The sequence below is a fragment of the Pseudomonas sp. 43NM1 genome, assembly GCF_002836905.1.
Taxonomy (GTDB): Bacteria; Pseudomonadota; Gammaproteobacteria; order Pseudomonadales; family Pseudomonadaceae; genus Aquipseudomonas; species Aquipseudomonas prosekii.
The window spans coordinates 24,077-44,282 of the sequence record NZ_MKGS01000091.1 but is presented as its reverse complement, the minus strand read 5'-3'; the positions used below and the strand labels follow the sequence as shown (position 1 = coordinate 44,282).

Below are 20,206 nucleotides of genomic sequence, written 5' to 3'. Positions count from 1 at the left end.
TCTCCTTGACCCTGAAATGTGAGTTACGACCAGCGGCGGAAGATCAGCGAAGTGTTGACGCCGCCGAAGGCAAAGTTGTTGTTCATGACGTACTGATTGCTCATCTGGCGGAATTCGCCGCGCAGGTAATCGAGTTTGCCGCAGTGCGGGTCGACCTCGTCGAGGTTGAACGTGTGGGCGTAGAGGTCGCGGTTCATCATTTCGATGCTGAACCAGGATTCCAGCGCGCCGCACGCGCCGAGCGTGTGGCCGAGGAAGCTCTTCTGCGAACTGATCGGCATGTGCTCGCCGAACAATGCGCTGGTCGCCAGTGTTTCGGCGATGTCGCCCTGTTCGGTCGCGGTGCCGTGGCCGTTGACGTAGCCGATGTCCGAGGGCTGTAGCCCGGCGTCTTCCAGTGCCAGCTCCATGGCCCGGCGCATGGTGACTTGCTCCGGGCGCGTGGTGTGCTGGCCGTCGGCGTTGCTGCCGAAACCGACGAGCTCGGCGTGGATGTGCGCGCCACGGGCCAAGGCGTGTTCGAGTTCTTCGAGCACCAGCATGCCGCCGCCCTCACCGATCACCAGGCCATCGCGGCCACTGTCGTAGGGGCGGGGAGAAGTCTGCGGGGCGTCGTTTTTCAGGCTGGTGGCGTAGAGCGCGTCGAACACCATGGCTTCGGTCGGGCACAGTTCTTCGGCGCCACCGGCGAGCATCAGCGGCAGGCGGCCGAACTTGATCGATTCGTAGGCGTAGCCGATGCCTTGGCTGCCGCTGGTGCAGGCGCTGGAAGTCGGGATCAGCCGGCCGGTGAGGCCGAAGAAAATGCTGATATTCGCCGCAGTGGTGTGCGGCATCATCCGCACGTAGGAGTTGGCGTTGAGGCCTTCGGCGACCGAGTTGAGCAGCATGTTGCCGAACGCCTTGATCTCGTCGGTGCTGCCGGTGGACGAGCCGCACGCGACACCCATCCGCCCGTCCTTGATCGATTCGTCGCCCAGCAGCCCGGCATCGGCCAGCGCTTGCTCGGCGGCACCGACAGCGAGGCGCGAGACGCGGCCCATGCTGCGCAATTGTTTGCGTGTCCAGTGGCTGGGAACCTTGAAGTCATCGATCGGCCCGGCGAGGCGCGTGTTGAGTTCGGTGAAGCGGTCCCACTCGTCCATCCTGCGGATGCCGCTGCGGTTGGCTGCGAAGTTAGCGGCGATGGTCGCCCAATCGCTGCCCAGTGAGGTGATGCCGGCCATGCCGGTGACGACGACGCGCTTCATCAGCACAGGCCTCCGTTGACGGCCAGAACCTGCCGGGTGATGTACGAGGCTTCCGCCGACATCAGGAAATTCACCGCGCCGGCCACCTCTTCAGGTGTGCCCATGCGTTGTGCGGGGATCATTTTCATCAGTTCTTCCACCGGCACGTTTTCGTCGAGCATCGCGGTGTCGATCAGGCCGGGTGCGACACAGTTGACGGTGATTTTGCGCTTGCCCAGTTCAATCGCCAACGCTTTCGCGGCGCCGATCAAACCCGCTTTGGAAGCGCTGTAGTTGACCTGGCCACGGTTGCCGATCAAACCCGACACCGAGGTGATGCAGACGATACGCCCGGCTGCGCGACGACGAATCATCGGCATCATCACCGGGTGCAACACGTTGTAGAAACCGTCGAGGTTGGTGCGCATCACCACGTCCCAATCATCCTCGCTCAGTGCCGGAAAAGCACCGTCACGGGTCAGCCCGGCGTTGAGCACCACGCCGTAATAGGCGCCGTGGGCTTCGACGTCGGCTTCGAGAATGGCTTTGCAACTGGCGCGGTCGCAAACGTCGAATTGCAACACGCGGGCAGTGCGGCCCAATGCCTGGATTTCGGCTTGAACGGCCTCAGCCTCGGCCCGGCCGCTGCGGCAATGCAGCACGATGTCGTGGCCGGCCTGGGCCAGGCGCAGCGCGATGGCGCGGCCGATACCACGGCTGGAACCGGTGACCAGTACGGATTCAGTCATCACTCGACTCCTTGGGATTCTTGAAGATAGTGCGCCGCTTGCGGCGGACGGTACACGTTCAGCCGCGCGGTGGCGTGGATGCCGGGCGCGTTGATGTGGCATTCGAACACGCCCATGCCGCTGTCATCTTCCAGCGAACGCACGCCGTGGATGCTCAGCTCGGTGCCCGCGGGAAAATGTTCGACGTTGCATTCGAATTTGCGCGTGCCGAGCAGGAAACCCAGCTCCACCGCATCCCCGCGAGCGCGCGCGTGGCAACCGGCGTAGGCGGCGACGCTCTGCGCCATCAGCTCGATGCCGACCCAGGCCGGCAAACTGCCATCGGCGCGGTTGAACAAGCCGCCGGGTTTGACGGTGAGGCGCGTGTGAATCTGCTCGTCATCGAACGACAGGATCTGCTCGATGAGGATCATGTCGCCAGCGTGAGGCAGCAATTCGGCGAGCGGCCAGTCAATCATGGGGCGTCTCCGATAATCAGGCTGACGTTATTGCCCCCGAAGGCAAACGAATTGCTCATCAGGTAGCGAGGTGCAGTGGACGCCAGGCGCGTGGCCGGGGTCACCCAATTCAGCGGCGGCAGGTCGGGGTCGGGTTGGCCGTCCCAGACGTGCGGCGGCAAGGCGTGCTGGGGATTGTCGGCGCTGAGGCTCAGCCAGCAGAACGCTGCCTCCAGCGCACCGGCGGCGCCGAGGGTGTGACCGGTCATCGGTTTGGTCGACGAGCAGGGCACGCCGTCCGGGAACAATGCCGACACGGCCAGGCTTTCCATCGCGTCGTTATGTTGCGTGGCGGTGCCGTGCAGGTTCAGGTAAGCGATTTGCGCCGGTTGCAGCTGCGCGCGGCCCAAGGCTTTGCGCATCGCTTGCAGGGCGCCGCGACCGCTCGGTTCCGGCGCGGAAATGTGATGCGCGTCGGAACTGGCACCGCTGCCGAGCAAGGCAATCGATTGGCCGGCGCCCGGCTGTTTGCTCATCAAGAACAGCACCGCTGCTTCGCCGATATTGATGCCGTTGCGATTGGCCGAAAACGGATTGCAGCGTTGTTCGGACACCGCTTCCAGCGCCGAGAAACCGTTGAGCGTCAGTTTGCACAAACTGTCGACGCCGCCGCACAGCACGGCATCGCACAAGCCGAGGTCGAGCAGACGCTGCGCGCTCATCAACGCGCGCGCGCTCGACGTGCAGGCAGTGGAAATCACGTAGGCCGGGCCGCTCAATTGCAGCCAGTCGGCGAGGAAGTTGGCCGGGGCGCCGAGTTCCTGTTGCTGATAGTCGTAGTCGGCAGGAAATTGCTGCTCGCGAATGTAATGCGCCAAGCCGCGACTGGCTTCGTCGATGCCCGAGGTGCTGGTGCCGAGCACTACGCCGATGCGCCCGTGGCCGAAGGTCTGGATCGCGCGATCAATGTCCGCACGAATCTGCAGCGCGGCTTCCAGCAGCAATTGATTGTTGCGACTGCGCTGATCGGCCATCTCTGGCGGTATCGCCGCCAATTCACCGTGAACCGCCGCCACTGGTAACGAGCGTTCCGCGACCCAACCGGCCTCGCTGCGCATGCCCGAGCAATCGCCGGCAAACAGATTGCGCGCGACTTGCTGCTTGTCGCGACCGAGGGCGCAAATCACCCCGAGGGCGTTGAGGTAGGCGGTCATGGCGCGTCACCGTTGAGCGGTGTGACTTGGTATTTCGGCCCTTTTGGCAGGCTTAGTTCAAAGCTGTTCGGCGCGTAATAACGCACGTCCCAATGCTCGGGCAATACCCGTTGCGCGCCGTGCTGCTGCGCGTTGGGGTAGTTAGCTTGCAACTCGGCGTTGGGCGTCAGCGCAAACAACAACGCGGCGAACAACTCGCGGGCCTCGGGATTGGGCGGCAGCAGACCGTCGGCGTGCCATTCGCCGTCCTGCAGCTTTTGCCGCGCCTGGGGAATGCCGAGCAAGTCCATCATCGACCAGCGCAGCGCCGGGCCTTCCTGCTGAATCACCAACACCCAATCCTGACGCTGATCGGCGACGAGGCGCTGGATGTGCAATTGCATCGGCAGCGCGAGGTTCGGCAGCTGCTCGGGCAGCGGCGCACGGCTGGCGCAGGCGCTGAGAAGCAACGCACAAGCCACCAACACAAGTCGCAACAACGCCGCAAACCCTGTGGGAGCGAGCTTGCTCGCGATAGCGTCAGCACAGCCGACATTTAAGCAGGCAGGTCCACCGCTATCGCGAGCAAGCTCGCTCCCACAAGTTCTGCGACTGGTTTGAATTGCGCCAAACATCAAACAGCCCCTTGCAGCGGCTTGCGCGCCACCACATTGACCAGGGTTTCTTCCCGTTGGCCAAAGGGCTTGGGCTTGCGCAAACCAAAGCGTTCAAGCAAACCGAAATCCTTCGCCCGGCTCCACCACAAATACGGGTAGGAAACGTTCTGCGGTGCGAATTCAAAACCCTGCTGACGAATCATCTGCAGATACCCCGCAGCGCTTTTCTGCACATGCATCGGGTGGCGGAACAACCAGCGGATCACCCACGTATCAATGTAAGCCTCGGTCGATTCGGCAAACAGCAAATAGCCGCCCGGTTTGAGCACCCGATAAAACTCGGCCAGCGCCTGATCCTGCTCCACCAGATGATGAAATGTCTGGTGGCAGAACAGCAGATCGACGCTGGCATCGGCGACATTCAGCGTCGCGCAATCGCTGCCGATCAACTCGACCTGCATGCCCTTACGCGCTGCTTCTTCGCCGCTGAGTTTCAGGCTGTGCGGGTCGGCATCGACGCCAATCAAACGCTGCGGCGCGAAGGTCTGGCGCAGGTATTGGAACGACTTGCCCTGGCCGCAACCGGCGTCGAGCAAAACCGGATTGGCCGGCAGCGACTCACTGAACAACCCGCGCAAATCATTGATCGCCACGCGCAGCACGTGGTGTTGCCAGGTGTGGCTGCGCAGGAACCAGAAACCGAATCGGGTTTCTTCGACGTAGTTGTCGCTCAGGTAACTCATGTCGCGTCCCTTGCGCAGATTTCCGAGATCACTTTCAACCGGCGTTTCGCTTCGCTGACAAACGGGTTGCGCTCATCCCAGGCGTAACCGGCGAGGATCGAAGCGATCATGCGGCGGATATCCGGCGAGCTGGCTTCATGGAAAATCACGTCCTGGAACGTCCCGGCGTACCAGCCTTCGACGTAGCAGCGGAAGGTGTCGACGCCGCGTTTCAGCGGTTCGGCGAACTCGGTTTGCCAATCGACGCTTTCGCCCTGCAACTGGCGGTGCAACACGGCGGCGGCCATGCTCGCCGAGCGCATGGCGATGGTCACGCCGGAGGAAAACACCGGGTCGAGGAATTCCGCCGCGTTGCCGAGCAGTGCGAAGCCCGGGCCGTGCAGCGTTTTGACGTTGGCCGAGTAGCCGCCGATGGTCCGCGCCGGGGTGTCCACACGGCGTTGTTCAACACGCCGGCGAGGCTTGGAGTTTCGGCGATGAAGCCTCGCAGGCAGGCGTCGAGATCGTCGGACCGGCCGGCGAAATGTTCCGCCGCCGCGACCACGCCCACCGAGCAGCGCCCGTTGCTGAACGGGATGCTCCAGAACCAGATGTCGCGGTGGATCGGGTGGGTGGTGACGAGGATTTTGCTGCGGTCGAATTTTGGGTTGTCGATGTGATCTTCGACGTGGGTGAACACCGCTTGGCGCACCGGGAAATTCGACGGCGCTTCGAGGTCGAGCAGGCGCGGCAGGACGCGGCCATAACCGCTGGCGTCGAGCACGAAATCGGCCTCGACACGGTATTCGCTGCCGTCCTCGCGCAGCACATTGAGTTGCGGTTTCGCCAGGCTGAAATCGGCGCTGACGATGGCCTCGCCGTAGCGCAACTCGACGCCTTGCAACGCCGCTTGATCGGCCAGCAACTTGTCGAAATCGGCACGTTGCACCTGGAACGTGGTCGGCTTGCCGTTGCTGAACGTATCGCCGAAATCGAAGGCGCTGTACTGCTCGCCCCAGGCGAATGCGGCGCCGGTCTTGATCTGAAAACCGGCGGCGTTCACCGCGTCGAGCATGCCGGCTTCTTCGACGAAATCCAGGCAATGCGACAACAGGCTTTCGCCGATGGAAAACCTTGGGAAATGCTGACGTTCGATCACCAGAACATCGTGACCGTTGCGCTTGAGCAGCGCGGCGGCGATGGCCCCCGAAGGGCCGGCACCGATGATCACCACCTGACGATGTTCCATTTCAACTGTTGGCACGAGGACTCCTTGCCGGGGCGGCGATGTTCAGCGGGATGCGGTGCATGCCGGCCAGTGCCGGCAGCAGTGTTGCGATCAGGCCCATCAGCATCAGCGCGAAGTACAGCGCCGGGCTGATGAGTTGTTGTTGCAGCAGCAGGTTGAGGAAAACGATCTCGCTCAAACCGCGAATATTCAGCAGCAAGGTTTCGCGCCAGCGGCTGGCGCCTTGAAACGACACGCCGGCCCAACCCAGGCCCAGCCAGTTGCCGAGTATTTTGCTGAGAATCGGCAACAGCAGCAGTGCCGCCAGTTGCAACCAGCCGAGGCTGGCCATGGCGCTGTGCACGTCGATCTGGACAATGCCGAACGTGAGGATCAGCGGGATGGCGATCCACGTCTGCAAACGGTTCATCCACTGCGCCGGCAGCGGCAATACCAGCGGCACTTTCAGCGCGGCCATGCACAGCAAATAACCGATGCCGAAAATCAGCGCGTTGAGCTTGAAGTGCTCGGCCACCACCAGCAGCGCGAAGAAACAACCGCTGTGCAGTAAAGGTTGGCGCAAACCGAGCAGGCGCAACAGCAACGGCAGGCACGCGCCGGCCAGCGGCAATAACAGACTGCTCAGGTGCAGGCTGCCCTGGGCGAAACCGAACAAGGTCCAACAAGCGAGGTCGATGACGATCGCGGTTTGCACCAGACGCCGGGTCGCGGCGGGCGGGTAATTGATGTGGCGCAGGTACAGGTACAACACCGGCACCGCCGTAATGGCGAACACCAGACCGACCGCCAACGAACTGATCCACGATTGCGCCGGCAACAGCCAGACGGCCGTTGCGAGCCCGCAGGCGAACGGCAGGCAGAAACTCGGCAAAGCGATTTTCAGGCTCTGGCGGTCCAGTCGCAGGTCGATCACGTCGCTGAGAATGTGCCCCAGCAGCAAGGCAAAACTCAGGCTGTAGAGGTTTTTCAGCCACACCGGCGAGATCAGCGCGGCGCCGCTGAGTTGCCAGCCCGGTTCGATCCAGAAGTACATCAGCAGCGGCAAACCGAAGGTCGCCAAGAGCAATTGGCTGACAATCGGGATCAGCCCGAAGTGCCGACCGACACGGGTCGCCACGGCGAACAGCAGCAGGGCCATCGCCCAAAACAACGCGATCATCATGCGACCGGCTCCGTGGCTGCGACGGCCGGTGACGACGGATGAAGGGTGCGTCCGGCCCACGGCGCCAGAATGAAGCTGAATGCCAGACCGAGGCTCACCGACAAACCGAAGTTGCTCACCGCTGGCGTACTCGACACCGCGAGCAAACCGAACGACAGCCACGTCGTCACTGCCGCAAGCAAGGTGCCCAGCAGACTGACGGCGGCGCCGCCGATCTGCTCGCGCATGAGGATCGCGTAATCGACGCTGATCGCCGTCACCAGCAGCAAGCCGAACAGGCTGAACAGGGTCAGCGGTTGCCCCAGCCAACCGAGGCTAGCGAGGCTGCACAGCGCCGCGAGCAGCGGCAGCGCGACGATGCGCAGCGCACCGCCAAAACCGAATGGCAGGATCAGCACCAGCACAATCAACACGCACGATGCGAGTTTCAATTCAGCGGCGCTGATCTGCGTTTTGGCGAACACCGTGTTCAGTTCGCCAAGACGATCAACCAGTTGCACCCCCGGCAAGTCCAGCGCCTGCACGCGCAGCAACGACGGGTTATTCAAGCCTTGCAGGCTGACCATCGCCGCCACGCCGCCGTCATCGGTCGGCCCTAGCCATAACGTGCGATAAGGTTCGGCCAGCGGGCCGAGCAGCGCCGCGTCGATGTCTTCGGTGGGCAACGCCTGCAATATCGCCAGCTCGGCTTGCAGCGCTTCGGCCGGCACGCCGAGGTCGAGCAAGGGTTGCCAGAATTGCGGCAGTTGGTTCAGCGCCTCGCGCACTTGCTGTTGTTCGCTCGGCTGGCTGACCAGTTGATTGAGCGACAAAAAGCCCTGCAATTTATCGAGGTTGACCAGTTGCTGCAGCCGCTCGCTGAGCGCGTTTTGCCGCTCGAGCAGCTCTTGCTGATTGGCCGCGCGAATCAGGAAAAACTGGCTGGTGGGCTGGTAGCCGGTGATGCGTGCAATGGCCTGCGCTTCATCGGTCAGGTGCTGCGGCATGCCGACCCATTGGCGAATGTCGTTTTTGCTGTCGAGCTGCAAGATTCCGCCGACACAAAACGCGAGTAACAGCGCCAGCAACACCGGCGTTTTGACCTGTTTGAGCAATGCTTCGCGCAGGCTCACCAGGCATTCGGCGACGCGCAGCGGCCATTGCGCCGGGCGCAGATCGGCGCCCTTGAGCAGCGCCGGCAACAGGCACACCGCCGACAGGTAGGCGCCGAGCAGGCCGGCGGCGGAGAACACGGCGATTTGCGTCAGTGCCGGGAACGGCGTCCAGGCCAATGCGAGGTAGCCGATGCAACTGGTGATCAGGCTCAGCGTCAGCCCCGGCAACGTCAGGCGTAACGCCGGCCAACTGTTCCAGGGTTTCAGGCTCCAGCTCTTGGACAGGTAATGCAGCGGGTAATCGACGGCGACGCCGATCAGGCTTGAGCCGAGCACCAGCGTCATCACGTGCATATGCCCGAACAGCGCCACGCACGCGACACCGCCGAACAGCATGCCGACCAGCACCGGGACAAACGCGAGCAACACGCGCCAGCGCCGAAACGCCAGTAACAGCAACAGCAGAATGCCCACCGTGGCGCCGCCGCCAACCCAGGTCATTTCGCGCGTGGCTTGCCGTTGACCGTTGGCGGCGTAGAGCAACCCGCTGGCGGCGAGCAATTGCACGTCGCTCTGCGCGGCTTGTTCGCGGCTGTGTTCGAGCAGGTCGGCGACTTGCAGCGGCAGGTTCATGTCGAAGGCGTTGCCGGTGGTGCGCGCGCGCAGCAACACCCAACTCTTGCCGTCGGCATCGGCAATCAACGCGCCGCTGCCGATGTCCAGTTGCACCGCGCCGTGCTGCGGCTGGCTGTTCTGGATGCGCCCGGTCAGGCCCAGCCAATCGTCCTGGCTCGGCACCAGCGTGAACCCGGTAAACGGGTCAAACAAGGCCTGGACGCGTTGCTGGATAAACGCTTGTGGATGCTCGATCAGTTGGCGCCGATCTTCGTCACCGAGCATCGCCAGGCGTCCTTGCAGCAGTTGCGTGCGCAGGGCCGGCAAGTCGGCTTGCAAGGTCCACTGGACCTTTTCGAACACACCGCTGGCCTGCCATTGCTCGCCGATTTTTTGCGCCATGGCCACCGCTTGCTGGCGATCGGCGTGGCCGACCAGTACCAGCATTTCGCGGTTCAGCGGTTCTTGCATGCGTTGTTCGGCGCGCAGTTCCAGCGCGTCCGGCGTCGTGCCTGGCACCAGTTCCATCAGGTTGGCCGACAGCGGCGCGCCGTCACGCCACTGCCAACCGGCGAGCGCGAGCACCGCCAGCAGCAGGATCAGGAACAGCCGTGGGAGCATCCGTTCACTCGGCAAAGTCATGTTGCTCCGCATCGCTCAACGGTTGGGCGCTGGTGCTGTCCTGCATGCGCAGCAGCGTGCTGTCGCCCTGGGTTTCGAGCAGTTGGATGGTGTTGACCAGTTCGCCGCCATCAATGTTGATCTGGTTGAACACTTGCTTGAGCAGCATCGAGCGCGGGGTCAGCACCAGTTGCCATTTCTGCGCATCGCCGCTCAGCGCCAGTTCGAAATCCCGTTGCAAACCGCTGCTGTCGCCTTGCAGGACGGCGAGGAACAAGCGGTTCTGCTCGGCGCCGGCGCTCTTGCCGGGCAGTAATTGCCAGCCGTTGGCATCGCGCCGGGCGATACCTTTGGCACTGATGCGGTAATCCTGTTGCAGCGGGGTTTTCAGCAACCACAGCAAACCGTGGTTCTTCGCGAGGACAAAGGTGCCTTTGCTGACCAGCGGCTGGGGCAGGGCGCGCAGGTGTTTTTCCTGGATGAAATTACCGTGGATGACCTCGGGTTTCGCCAGTTGATCGCTCAACTGCTGCAAATCGAAAGCCTGTGCCCACGAAGTAAAACCGAGCATCAATACCAGCGTCACTACGAACCTGTAGCAGCTGGCGAAGCCTGCGTTCGGCTGCGCAGCAGTCGCCTTGGGTTTCTTCTGATGTACCGCATGTGCAGGTTTTGCGACGGCTTCGCCGTCGAACGCAGCCTCGCGGGCTCGGCAGCTGCTACAGAGGAGTTGGGTGAACTTCATGGCAGCATCCTTTCGACGGCTTCGGTGAAGACCTTGGGCGAGGCCAGTTGCATTTCGCGGCTGTTCATCTCGACCGCGACTTGCACGGTGCTGGCGCGGGTCAGGCGTTCGCCGGTTTGCAGGTCGCTGATCAGGTAATTGATCTTCAACCGGTTCTCCCATTCGACGAGGCTGGCGCGCACGTTCAGCGTCTGGCCGAACACCGCGCCGCGCACATAACGCAGTTGCAGGTCGATCACCGGCCAGGCAAACCCGGACTCGACCATCGCTGTGTAGTTGTGGCCGATTTTGTCGAGCAACGCGCACCGGGCGATTTCCAGGTATTTCACGTAATGGCCGTGCCAGACCACGTGCATGGTGTCGACATCAAAGAACGGCACGAGGATTTCCGTATCGGCGTGAAGCACTCCTTTGCTACGCATGCAGCCTCCAGTGTTGCTCGGCGATACGTTGCAGGCACAGGCGCAATTCGCCTTCCAGCGCACGGTCTTCGATGACCGGCGCAAAGTCTTTCGCCAGCTCCTCATGCATCGCTGCCAGCGCGGGCGGCAGCGGTCGCGCATCTTGCGCCCGGCTGCGCAGCCACACACCTTGGTTGGCCGCGAGCAGGGTGGCGGCGGCGACCTGTTCGGTCAGCTCCAGCACCCGCACGGCATCGCGCGCGGCGATGGTGCCCATGCTCACTTTGTCCTGGTTATGGCATTCGGTGGAGCGCGAGAACACGCTGGCCGGCATGGTGTTTTTCAGCGCTTCGGCGGTCCAGGCGCTGGTGCCGATCTGCACCGCTTTGAAGCCGTGATTGAGCATTGCCCGTTCGGCGCTGGCGCCGGACAGGTTGCTCGGCAAACCGTGGTTGTAACGCTCGTCGACCAGCAGCGCGAGTTGTCGATCCAGCAGATCGGCGACGTTGGCGACGAGGTTTTTCAGGCTGTCCATGGCGAACGCAATGTGGCCACCGTAGAAGTGCCCGCCGTGCAGCACGCGCTCGGCTTCGGCGTCGATGATCGGGTTGTCGTTGGCGCTGTTGAGCTCAATTTCGATGAACGAACGCAGCCAGTTCAGGCTGTCGGCCAACACGCCAAGTACGTGCGGCGCGCAACGCAGGGAATAGCGATCCTGCAGACGATGCAGCGGCGCGGTGGGCGCGTCGATCGCCAGATCCTTGCGCAACCACGCGGCGACTTGCATCTGCCCCGGATGCGGTTTCGCGGCGAACAGGCGCTCGTCGAAATGCTCCGGATTACCTTGCAGCGCGACCACGTTCAGCGCGGTGATGCGCGTGGCCAGTTGCAGCAGATAATCGGCACGGGCGAAGGCGAGGCAGGCAATCCCGGTCATCACCGCCGTGCCGTTCATCAGCGCCAGGGCCTCTTTGGGGCGCAGCACCAGCGGCGTCCAGCCGAGTTCGCGATGCACATCGGCAGCTTGCCGACGTTCGCCACCAAACAGCACTTCGCGCTCACCGGACAGGGTCGCGGCGACGTACGACAGCGGGGTCAGATCGCCGCTGGCGCCGACCGAACCTTCTTCCGGAATCAGCGGCAGGATGTCGTGTTCGAGGAAAGCTTGCAGGCGTTCCAGCAGTTCCACGCGAACCCCGGAAACGCCGTGGCACAGCGACTGCAAACGCGCCGCGAGCACCGCGCGGGTCGCCTGGGCGTCGAGCAATTTGCCCAAGCCGCAACCGTGGAAAGTGTAGAGATGACGCGGCAGCGCTTCGACGTGATGCAGCGGCACCGCGACCACGCAGGAATCGCCGTAACCGGTGGTCACGCCGTAGATCACGCCTTCCTTGTCCAGCAGCGAGTCGAGAAAACGCGCGCCTTTGGCAATGCGTTCGCGGTATTCAGGGTCGCCCTGCAACTGCGTCGGCGCGTGGCGGTTGGCCACGGCCAGCACGTCTTCGATGCGCAAAGGGAGTTCGCCGAAGGTTACCGGCTCAAGCGTTGGCGTCGTCATCGGTTTTCCAGAAAGGGTAAAAGTTGAACCATTGTTGAGGCGCTTCAAGGCAATAGTGGCCCAGGCGTTCGGCGTAGCGGGTCGCCCACTGATGAATGACCTGCTCGCGGTCGCTGCGTTTCCACACGATGGCGTCGGCGAAGGGTTCGAGGGTCAGGCGATATTCACCGTCGGGCTTCTTCAGGCACAGCAGCAGATTGACCGGGCATTTGAGCAGCCCGGCCAGCAGCCACGGGCCTTGCGGGAACGCTGCCGGGTAGCCGAGAAAGTCGACGTTGACGCTGCGCCCACCGTGCAGCGGCACGCGGTCGCCGGCAATCGCCAGCCACTCGCCGCGCTCCAGGCGTTCGTGCAATTGCAGCATGATCACCGGGTCGAGCTCGCTGACCTGAATCAGGCGCAAATTGCTTGCGCCAGCCTCGCCGAGCAGGCGATTGAACTGCTCGGCGTGCTTGGTATGCACCAGCACATTCATCGTCACCTGCTCGCCGATTTCCGCCAGTGCGCGGCAGACTTCAAGGTTGCCCAGGTGCGCGCCGACCAGCAGTTGGCCACGGGTGCCGCGCAGTTGCGTGCGCAGCAACGCCGGGTCGACGATTTCGATTTGGTTGATGCTGAGCTTGCCGTTCCACACGTCGAGCTTGTCGAGCATCGAATCGGCGAACGCCATGAACTGGCCGAACACGCGCCAGTGCGTCGGGCGCAATTGCGCGCGAGCGCTCCAGTCGGCGAGGCGCTGCTGGTACTGCCAGGCGCTTTTACGCGCGCTGCGGCCGAACAGGAAAAAGTACAGCACGATGCCGTACAGCAGCGGGCTCAACAGCCGTCGGCCAAGGACTTTGGCGCAAACGGCGGTGAATTTCATCAGCCAGAAACTGCCGCGCTCCTGGCGGTCGGCCCAGTGCTTTTTATCGGTATTGGCGGTCATGTGCGCCACCGTTGCCAGAGGATCAGCGGCGCGCGCAGCAACATGCCGAAGAACAGCCGGGTGTGCATGCTCGAGATCAGGACGTTGTCGTGGAACAGGCGAAAATGCGAGACGCCGTCCAGCGGGTAATGGACCTTGGTTTGCAGCCACAACATCGGCTGATTGCGCCACGACAGGCGCACCAGAATGTCCGAGTCGAAATCCATGCGTTTGCCGATTTTCGCCGAGCTGATCAACGCCAGGGTTGGCGGCAATGGATAGACGCGAAAACCGCACATCGAATCGCGGATCTGCAGCGACAAGGTGTTGATCCAGACCATCACGTGGGTCAGGTACCGCGCATACAAACGGCCCTTGGGCACGCTGGCGTCGTACAGCGGATAACCGCAGATCAACGCTGCCGGATTGGCCCGCGATTGCTCGATGAAAGTCGCGACGTCGGCGAGGTCATGCTGGCCGTCGGCGTCCACTTGCAAGGCGTGGCTGAAGCCCAGCCGCGAGGCTTCGCGCAGACCCGTCATGACCGCGCCGCCCTTGCCTTGATTGACAGTCAGACGGACCAGGAAAACGTCATCGCGCTGCGCCAGTTGGTCGAGCACTTTCGCGCAGGTCGGGGTGCTGGCGTCATCGACCAGAATGCACGGCAAACCCTGAGCGATCAGGGCATCGACGACCGTGGTGATCGCGGTTTCGTGGTTGTAGACCGGGATGATTGCGCAGGGGTTATGCATTTTGATACCCGCCGCACCCTTGTAGCAGCTGGCGAAGCCTGCGTCCGGCCGCGAAGCGGTCGCAAACCAGATCAACGAGATGCTTCATCACCATGGCGGCCTGATTGCGAGCGCTTCGCACTCGGACGCAGCCTGCGGCAGCTGCTACACAGGAATTCAACTTATCCACAGGACGCCTCCAGCACAATCCGTCCGCTGGAGCAGGTGGCGGTGTCGTTGCGGAAGGCGAAATACAATTTGCTGCGCACCGCGTCGAAACGCAGGTGCAATTGGATTTCGTCGCCCGGGCGCACCAGTTGCTGGAATTTCAGCACTTCCATGCCGGCGAAGCGGCTCGGCAGGTTCATCAATTGCTGGCCGAGGCTCAGCGCCCAATCCACTTGCACCACGCCGGGCAAAACCGGGGTTTGCGGGAAGTGACCGCTGAAATAGGCGAGGTCCGGCGGCACGGCCAGTTGCAGGCTCCATTCACCGTCGGTTTCCACTTGTTCCAGCACTTCCGGGGTCTTCGCTCGCGGCGCCAGCAGCAGCGCTTCGACGCCGGCCTGCGGCAGCTTGCCTTGGGCGTTCAGCGGCAATTGACGGAGGATGCGCCAGCGCCGTGGCAATGCCAGCGCTTCGCAATGCTGGCTCAGGTGCTGGCGCAGTTCCAGGGTCAACGTGCGACGGCCCTGATTGCGCAACGCATGCAGCCCTTGTTGGCTGAGCACCAGCAGCGCGCCCAGCGAAGCACGGTTTTCCTGGACCACGCCAAGCCGCGCGTCGGCGACCCAATCGTGGGCCATCAACGCTTGTTCGAGCATCGGCAGGGAGATACGTTTTTCTTCCAGTTTGACGATCCGGTCGAGCCGGCCAAGCAATTCGAAACGGCCGTCGGCGGCCATTCGCGCGGCGTCGGCGGTGTGCTCGATGTGGCTGGCAGGCAAATACGGCGAGGCGATCAGCAAAGCGCCGTCGCTGTCCTGACTCAGCACCACGTCGGCGAATGGCTGCCACAGGTCTTGGCCCTGGCGCCAGGCAATGCCGCCGGTTTCCGAGCTGCCGAGGATTTCCGTCGGCCATTGCTGCAAGCGTTCGAACAGGCTTTGCGCGGCGTCGGCAGGCAGCGCGCCACCGGAGGAAAACACTCGGCGCACCGCGCTCAGGGCCGGCCAGTCGAGGTTATCGCCCATGCGTTTGAGCAGCGCCGGGCTGCCGACCCAGGCAAACGCCGGGTATTCGCGGCTGGCGCGCTGCAAGTCTTCCGGGAAGGCCAATTGCTTGCGCACAAACGTACGCCCGGCGCACAACGGCCAGAGCACGCGAAACAGCAAACCGTAAATATGCTGAGTGCCGACGCTGCCGATGATGCAGGACTGGCCCAGATCGGCGCCCCACAGCTGTTCCAGCGCTTCGACCTCATTGGCCAGTTGGCGCAGGGTTTTGTCGATACGCTTGGGTTCGCCGCTGGAGCCGGAGGTGCACAGGCTCAACTCACAGCGATCCAGATCCAGCGCAGCGGCGGCCAGCGGCGCGTGCTGATAGTCGGCCAGATGCGCGTCGTCGGGCTGATCGGTCAGCCACAGATCGACGTCGCTCGACCAGCGCTGGCGCGTCTGCGCTTGCAGGTCGGCCGGCAGCAACACGCTGACCCCGGCACGCCAGGCGCCGAGCAGCGCAATCGCCAGGTTGGCGGCGTCTTCGAGGTGCACGGCAATGCGTTTGACACCGTCGGCTTGCAGGCCGGCGGCGAAGCTCAGGGCTTGCGCGCAAAACTGCGCGTGATTCAGCGCCGGGGCGGCCGTCATGGCGCGTTCCGGCTGAGCCTTGAGCAGCAATTGCTCAAGTTTTATCCAATTCATGGGTGGCCTCGTACCCGTTGTCGTATCAGCCATTCAATGGCAAACATCAGGCCGATCAATCCATAGGAGATCAGGCCGGTGTACAACATCCACCAACTCAGCGGCGCCCAGAGGGTCAACGCGGCGGCGCACAATCCGTTGCAGAGGAAAAACACACTCCAGGCCAGCGTGACCTTGCGTGTGTAAACAATCGCCTTTGCGGGCAATTTCGGTTCGCGCAAGCGCGCCAGGCGTTCGGCCATGGGTGGGCCATATTTCAGGCTCAGCCCGAACAGCGCGAGCATGAACGCGTTGATCAGCACCGGGTACCAGCGCAGCAGCGCCGGGCTGTCGAACAGCGCCAGCAGCAGGCAAAACCCGATGGCGACGATGGCCATCCACAGGCTGCCGGGCCGGCGCACGCCGGTCAGCGCGCGCGCCAGCCACAGGCTGCCGAGCAGCAGGCCAAATTGCCACGGGGCAAAGTGCTCCATGCCGAAATACACCGCAAAGGGGTACAGCAGGCCCGCCAGCAGCAGACCGAGGCCGATCACTCGGCTCATGCGGCGGGTTGAACCAGACGGTAAACCGCCTCGACCACATCGCGGACGGTACGCACCGATTTGAATTCTTCGGCAGCGATCTTTTTGCCGGTCTGGCGCTTGATGTGGTCGATCAGGTCGACCGCGTCAATGCTGTCGATTTCCAGGTCCTGATACAGGTTGGCGTCGAGGCTGACGCGCTCGGGCTCCAGCTCGAAGAGTTCGACCAAGGCATCGCGCAGGGTGTTGAAAATGTCATCACGAGTTTGCATGGTCCGGTCTCAAGCTGCCTGTTTTGCGGTGACGAACGCCGCAAGGCTCGCCACGTTGCTGAAATGATTGCGCGTGTCTTTGGCATCGGCGTCGATCTTGATGCCGTACTTTTTCTGGATCGCCAGACCCAGTTCCAGAGCGTCGACCGAATCCAGGCCCAAGCCTTCGCCAAACAGGGTCTGGTCGTTGCCGATGTCGTCGGCACTGATGTCTTCGAGGCCGAGGGCTTCGATGATCAGTTGTTTAATATCCTGCTCGAGGCTATTGGTGTGCAGATCGCTCATCTTCGGCGAGCTCCTTAATAAAGTAGGTGTGCAAATAATCGTTGAGCTTGCGCGAGGCTTGCGGGGCAGGGCCTTGCGCGGCGAAGGTCTGTGGGTCTATATCGGCCCCGACACGGAAACTGAAGTGCACGCGCCGTTTCGGGATGCGATACCAGGGTTCGGCTTTGGTCAGGGTGGTCGGGCTGACCTTGATAATCACCGGTGTGAGGATTTTCGCACCACGCAGGGCAATGGCCGCGCCACCCCGATGAAAGGCCGGTGGCTGGCCGGGCTGGGTGCGCGTGCCTTCGGGGAAAATGATCAGGGTCTGGCCGCTTTTCAACGCGTCGGCCGCGGCGTCGAGCATGTCCATGCTGCCGTCGTTGCTGATGTATTCGGTGCTGCGCAACGGGCCACGGGTGAACGGGTTTTCCCAAAGGCTCTTTTTCACCACGCAATTGGTGTGGCGCACCAGACCGATCAGAAACACCACGTCGATCAGCGACGGGTGGTTGGCGATGATCATTTGCCCCGGCCGGCCCAGTTTTTCCGCGCCTTGAATGTCGTAAGTCAGCACGCCTGCGCGGGCCATGAAACGCACGAAAAACCAGAAGCAGCGACTGACGGTCTTTCGCGCCCGCAGCCGATGCGTCGCGGCATCGCCGGGCAGGCAGCCGAGCAAGGGAAAAACCAGCAATCGCAGGCACAGCCCACCCAACCCGAAGAGGGCGAAGCTCGCGGCGGTGGCCAGCAAACGCCAGTAGTAGGCGTCGCGGTTTTTTCCGGTTACGGGTTGCGTTGCCAGGTCCATACACGATTTTTCCAGGCATGTTGGCAGGTTGACTGCTGGCCGAGCAGGGTACGCAAGAGATTCAGGGCATGGGGCCAGTGGGTTTTCGGTAATTGCTGCGGATTGCTGCTCAACGACAGCTGCCAATCGTCACCGGCGGTGATCAACAGGCCAACGGCGTAAGGGAACGGCACATCGTCGATCCACGCCGAATAAGCTTGCGGCGGTTGTTCTTCGGTGACCACCAGCAGCACGGCGGGCGCGCCCTCCGAAAGCAGCGCCGCAGCCTCAAGCATGCCGTGTTCAAGGCCATCGCCGGCAGCGGCGAGGGCGGTCATTTCACTGGTTTCGCCGCGCATGATCGACCACAGGCCAATAACGGCGTTGTGCACCGAGAGGCTGAACTGGGTCGGCGACAGCGGCTGATCGGCGGCCAGATCGCTGAGAATATCGAAGGTGCGCGGGGTTTCGCCGTGACGGGAAATAAAGACCAACGGTAGGTCCTGCCGACCATCGGCCAGTGGCCAGCCAACACTGAACGCCATCCGCGCCAGGCGGCTGAGTCGCCGGCGCTGCATGGCCGGCAGAAACGACACGTCGGGGGCGGCATCGCTGCAGGTAGGCGCGACCGGTTGTCGGCACCATGCCTGCCAATCGTCCACGCTTTCGAGCCCAGGGGCCCATGCGCGCCATTGGGCGATGTTGAAGTTGATCACTGAGATTCATCCCGCCCCTGCGGGCTTTCCTTGACGCGGTGAGTCGCACAAATATGCGCCCGACCTAACGAGGCGCTGAACGCCGAGTGGCGCGCATTATCCCGGTGCGGCGGGCGTGTAGCAAATGTTGGTTACATTTTGCGCAATGAAATGTACCGGTTGGTTCGCGGTAAAGCTGTCGTATTGCCATTATCCACATTCCAGCGCGCAAATCTGTCGGGCGAGTCTGCGATCAACGGGCGATTTTGCGTTTTGTTGACCAAGAGTTTGCACCTGACCGTGTAGTCCCGATACGCGCAAGGTAGCTAAGCAGCGCCATGGACTACTACACTCGGGCAATTCTTTGATACACGGAGGTTTCGACATGCGGCGTGTGGTGTTCAATCAGAAAGGTGGGGTAGGCAAGTCGAGCATTGCCTGCAATCTGGCCGCAGTCAGCGCCAGCGAGGGTTATCGCACCCTGCTGGTGGATCTCGATGCCCAGGCCAACTCGACGCAATACCTGACCGGGCTCACCGGCAATGACATCCCGATGGGCATTGCCGATTTCTTCAAGCAGACCCTGTCTTCGGGGCCGTTCTCGAAGAAAAACCAGGTCGATATCTACGAAACCCCGTTCGACAACCTCCACGTGATCACGGCCACCGCCGAACTGGCCGACCTGCAGCCCAAGCTCGAGGCCAAACACAAGATCAACAAGCTGCGCAAATTATTGGACGAGCTGGACGAGGACTACGACAGGATCTACCTCGATACGCCGCCGGCGCTGAACTTTTATGCGGTGTCTGCTTTGATCGCCGCCGATCGTGTGCTGATTCCCTTCGACTGCGACAGTTTCTCGCGCCAAGCGCTGTATGGCCTGATGGCGGAAATCGAGGAGTTGAAAGAGGACCACAATGAAGGGCTGGAGGTTGAAGGCATTGTGGTCAACCAGTTTCAGGCCCGGGCGAGCCTGCCGCAGCAGATCCTCGACGAACTGATCGCCGAAGGCCTGCCGGTGTTGCCGGTTTATCTGGGCAGTTCGGTGCGCATGCGGGAGTCGCACCAGGCGAACACGCCGCTGATCTACCTTGATCCACGACACAAACTGACCCAGCAATTTGTTGAGCTGCATAACCTGCTTGAGAACGCCTGACCCCACAGCCACCACCGAACCACTGTGGGAGCGAGCTTGCTCGCGATGGGGCCTTCACATTCAACATCTTTGTTGAATGAACGGGCGCCATCGCGAGCAGGCTCACTCCTACATTTGATCTTTGGTGGGCTTAGATTCCTTGGCTACGCAGCCAGCTGAGCAACTGCGGCAATGGCAGCGCGCCGCTCTGGCGCGCGATTTCCCGGCCGTTTTTGAACAGGATCAAGCTCGGAATCGAGCGAATCCCCAACTGCGCCGACAACTGTTGATTGGCCTCGCTGTCCAGTTTCGCCAACCGACACTTGCTCGCCAATTGCCCCGCCGCTTGCTCGAATACCGGTGCAAACGACTTGCACGGCCCGCACCATTCGGCCCAGACATCCACCAGCAACGGCAGATCACCCTTGATCTGGCTGGCGTAATCGCCTTGTTTCAATTCAAAAGGTTTTCTCAGCAACACTTCCGCCTTGCAGCGACCGCATTTCGGCTGATCGCCCATGCGCTCGGCGGGGATGCGGTTGAGGCCGTTGCAGTGGGGGCAGGGGATTAGCAGTGGTTCAGACATGAGGGTGGTCCTGGTAAGAAGCCGATGTCCTGTATTTGGAGACGTCTGCTG

Annotated in this window: 21 protein-coding genes and 1 pseudogene; 1 reads left to right on the top strand and 21 read right to left on the bottom strand. The window is 62.4% G+C overall.

The annotated features are described in order from the left end of the window. Window positions 1–23: 23 nt before the first annotated feature. The 20 genes and pseudogenes from BI292_RS09375 to BI292_RS09275 all read right to left on the bottom strand — a co-directional run bounded on the left by BI292_RS09375 (window position 24) and on the right by BI292_RS09275 (window position 18,461). Window positions 24–1,250: a beta-ketoacyl-ACP synthase gene (locus BI292_RS09375; protein WP_101207707.1), complete on the bottom strand. Its 1,227-nt coding sequence runs from the start codon at window positions 1,248–1,250 to the stop codon at window positions 24–26. After that, window positions 1,250–1,978, bottom strand: coding sequence for a 3-oxoacyl-ACP reductase FabG (gene fabG, locus BI292_RS09370; RefSeq protein WP_092274429.1), 729 nt, complete (start codon window positions 1,976–1,978; stop codon window positions 1,250–1,252). The genes BI292_RS09375 and fabG overlap by 1 nt, the downstream gene beginning before the upstream one ends. After that, complete coding sequence (locus BI292_RS09365) at window positions 1,978–2,436, bottom strand: hotdog family protein (RefSeq protein WP_092274426.1); 459 nt, start codon at window positions 2,434–2,436, stop codon at window positions 1,978–1,980. Before BI292_RS09365 ends, fabG begins: the two co-directional genes overlap by 1 nt. Then, the gene (locus BI292_RS09360) at window positions 2,433–3,629 is read right to left on the bottom strand and encodes a beta-ketoacyl-[acyl-carrier-protein] synthase family protein (protein ID WP_101207706.1); all 1,197 of its coding nucleotides are present in this window, start codon (window positions 3,627–3,629) and stop codon (window positions 2,433–2,435) included. The genes BI292_RS09365 and BI292_RS09360 overlap by 4 nt, the downstream gene beginning before the upstream one ends. Beyond that, window positions 3,626–4,243, bottom strand: coding sequence for a hypothetical protein (locus BI292_RS09355; protein ID WP_178076557.1), 618 nt, complete (start codon window positions 4,241–4,243; stop codon window positions 3,626–3,628). The genes BI292_RS09360 and BI292_RS09355 overlap by 4 nt, the downstream gene beginning before the upstream one ends. Continuing rightward, complete coding sequence (locus BI292_RS09345) at window positions 4,243–4,968, bottom strand: class I SAM-dependent methyltransferase (protein ID WP_101207704.1); 726 nt, start codon at window positions 4,966–4,968, stop codon at window positions 4,243–4,245. The genes BI292_RS09355 and BI292_RS09345 overlap by 1 nt, the downstream gene beginning before the upstream one ends. Next, window positions 4,965–6,211 (bottom strand): annotated as a pseudogene (locus BI292_RS09340) (NAD(P)/FAD-dependent oxidoreductase). Before BI292_RS09340 ends, BI292_RS09345 begins: the two are co-directional and overlap by 4 nt. Beyond that, window positions 6,198–7,355 (bottom strand): sodium:proton antiporter, encoded by a 1,158-nt coding sequence (locus BI292_RS09335; protein ID WP_101207729.1) that lies wholly within the window; start codon window positions 7,353–7,355, stop codon window positions 6,198–6,200. The pseudogene BI292_RS09340 and the gene BI292_RS09335 overlap by 14 nt, the downstream one beginning before the upstream one ends. Beyond that, window positions 7,355–9,709: an MMPL family transporter gene (locus BI292_RS09330; protein WP_101207703.1), complete on the bottom strand. Its 2,355-nt coding sequence runs from the start codon at window positions 9,707–9,709 to the stop codon at window positions 7,355–7,357. Before BI292_RS09330 ends, BI292_RS09335 begins: the two co-directional genes overlap by 1 nt. Beyond that, complete coding sequence (locus tag BI292_RS09325) at window positions 9,693–10,259, bottom strand: outer membrane lipoprotein carrier protein LolA (protein WP_101207728.1); 567 nt, start codon at window positions 10,257–10,259, stop codon at window positions 9,693–9,695. Before BI292_RS09325 ends, BI292_RS09330 begins: the two co-directional genes overlap by 17 nt. Before the next feature lie 170 nt (window positions 10,260–10,429). Beyond that, complete coding sequence (locus tag BI292_RS09320) at window positions 10,430–10,855, bottom strand: thioesterase family protein (RefSeq protein WP_101207702.1); 426 nt, start codon at window positions 10,853–10,855, stop codon at window positions 10,430–10,432. Then, on the bottom strand, window positions 10,848–12,392 hold the full coding sequence (gene hutH / locus BI292_RS09315) for a histidine ammonia-lyase (RefSeq protein WP_101207701.1): 1,545 nt from the start codon (window positions 12,390–12,392) through the stop codon (window positions 10,848–10,850). Before hutH ends, BI292_RS09320 begins: the two co-directional genes overlap by 8 nt. Then, entirely contained in the window at window positions 12,373–13,320 is a 948-nt protein-coding gene (locus BI292_RS09310) for a glycosyl transferase (RefSeq protein ID WP_092274402.1), read from the bottom strand. Before BI292_RS09310 ends, hutH begins: the two co-directional genes overlap by 20 nt. Continuing rightward, the gene (locus BI292_RS09305; protein ID WP_101207727.1) at window positions 13,317–14,051 is read right to left on the bottom strand and encodes a glycosyltransferase family 2 protein; all 735 of its coding nucleotides are present in this window, start codon (window positions 14,049–14,051) and stop codon (window positions 13,317–13,319) included. The genes BI292_RS09310 and BI292_RS09305 overlap by 4 nt, the downstream gene beginning before the upstream one ends. A gap of 161 nt (window positions 14,052–14,212) precedes the next feature. Next, window positions 14,213–15,892 carry an acyl-CoA synthetase family protein gene (locus BI292_RS09300; RefSeq protein WP_101207700.1) on the bottom strand — a complete coding sequence of 560 codons (1,680 nt, stop codon included), beginning with the start codon at window positions 15,890–15,892 and terminating at the stop codon, window positions 14,213–14,215. Then, on the bottom strand, window positions 15,889–16,434 hold the full coding sequence (locus BI292_RS09295; RefSeq protein WP_092274396.1) for a hypothetical protein: 546 nt from the start codon (window positions 16,432–16,434) through the stop codon (window positions 15,889–15,891). Before BI292_RS09295 ends, BI292_RS09300 begins: the two co-directional genes overlap by 4 nt. Continuing rightward, window positions 16,431–16,685 (bottom strand): acyl carrier protein, encoded by a 255-nt coding sequence (locus tag BI292_RS09290; protein WP_092274393.1) that lies wholly within the window; start codon window positions 16,683–16,685, stop codon window positions 16,431–16,433. The genes BI292_RS09295 and BI292_RS09290 overlap by 4 nt, the downstream gene beginning before the upstream one ends. 9 nt (window positions 16,686–16,694) lie before the next feature. Beyond that, a complete protein-coding gene (locus BI292_RS09285; RefSeq protein WP_101207699.1) occupies window positions 16,695–16,970 on the bottom strand; it encodes a phosphopantetheine-binding protein in 276 nt (91 codons plus the stop codon). Beyond that, window positions 16,948–17,760, bottom strand: coding sequence for a 1-acyl-sn-glycerol-3-phosphate acyltransferase (locus BI292_RS09280; protein ID WP_092274388.1), 813 nt, complete (start codon window positions 17,758–17,760; stop codon window positions 16,948–16,950). Before BI292_RS09280 ends, BI292_RS09285 begins: the two co-directional genes overlap by 23 nt. Next, window positions 17,736–18,461: a beta-ketoacyl synthase chain length factor gene (locus BI292_RS09275; protein WP_101207698.1), complete on the bottom strand. Its 726-nt coding sequence runs from the start codon at window positions 18,459–18,461 to the stop codon at window positions 17,736–17,738. Before BI292_RS09275 ends, BI292_RS09280 begins: the two co-directional genes overlap by 25 nt. 358 nt (window positions 18,462–18,819) lie before the next feature. Between BI292_RS09275 and BI292_RS09270 the strand changes: the two genes are divergently transcribed. Continuing rightward, window positions 18,820–19,590 carry a ParA family protein gene (locus tag BI292_RS09270; RefSeq protein ID WP_101207697.1) on the top strand — a complete coding sequence of 257 codons (771 nt, stop codon included), beginning with the start codon at window positions 18,820–18,822 and terminating at the stop codon, window positions 19,588–19,590. A 130-nt stretch (window positions 19,591–19,720) separates the two neighbouring features. On the opposite strand, the gene trxC is transcribed toward BI292_RS09270, so the two are convergent. Then, window positions 19,721–20,155 (bottom strand): thioredoxin TrxC, encoded by a 435-nt coding sequence (gene trxC, locus BI292_RS09265; protein WP_101207696.1) that lies wholly within the window; start codon window positions 20,153–20,155, stop codon window positions 19,721–19,723. Between the last annotated feature and the right edge of the window lie 51 nt (window positions 20,156–20,206).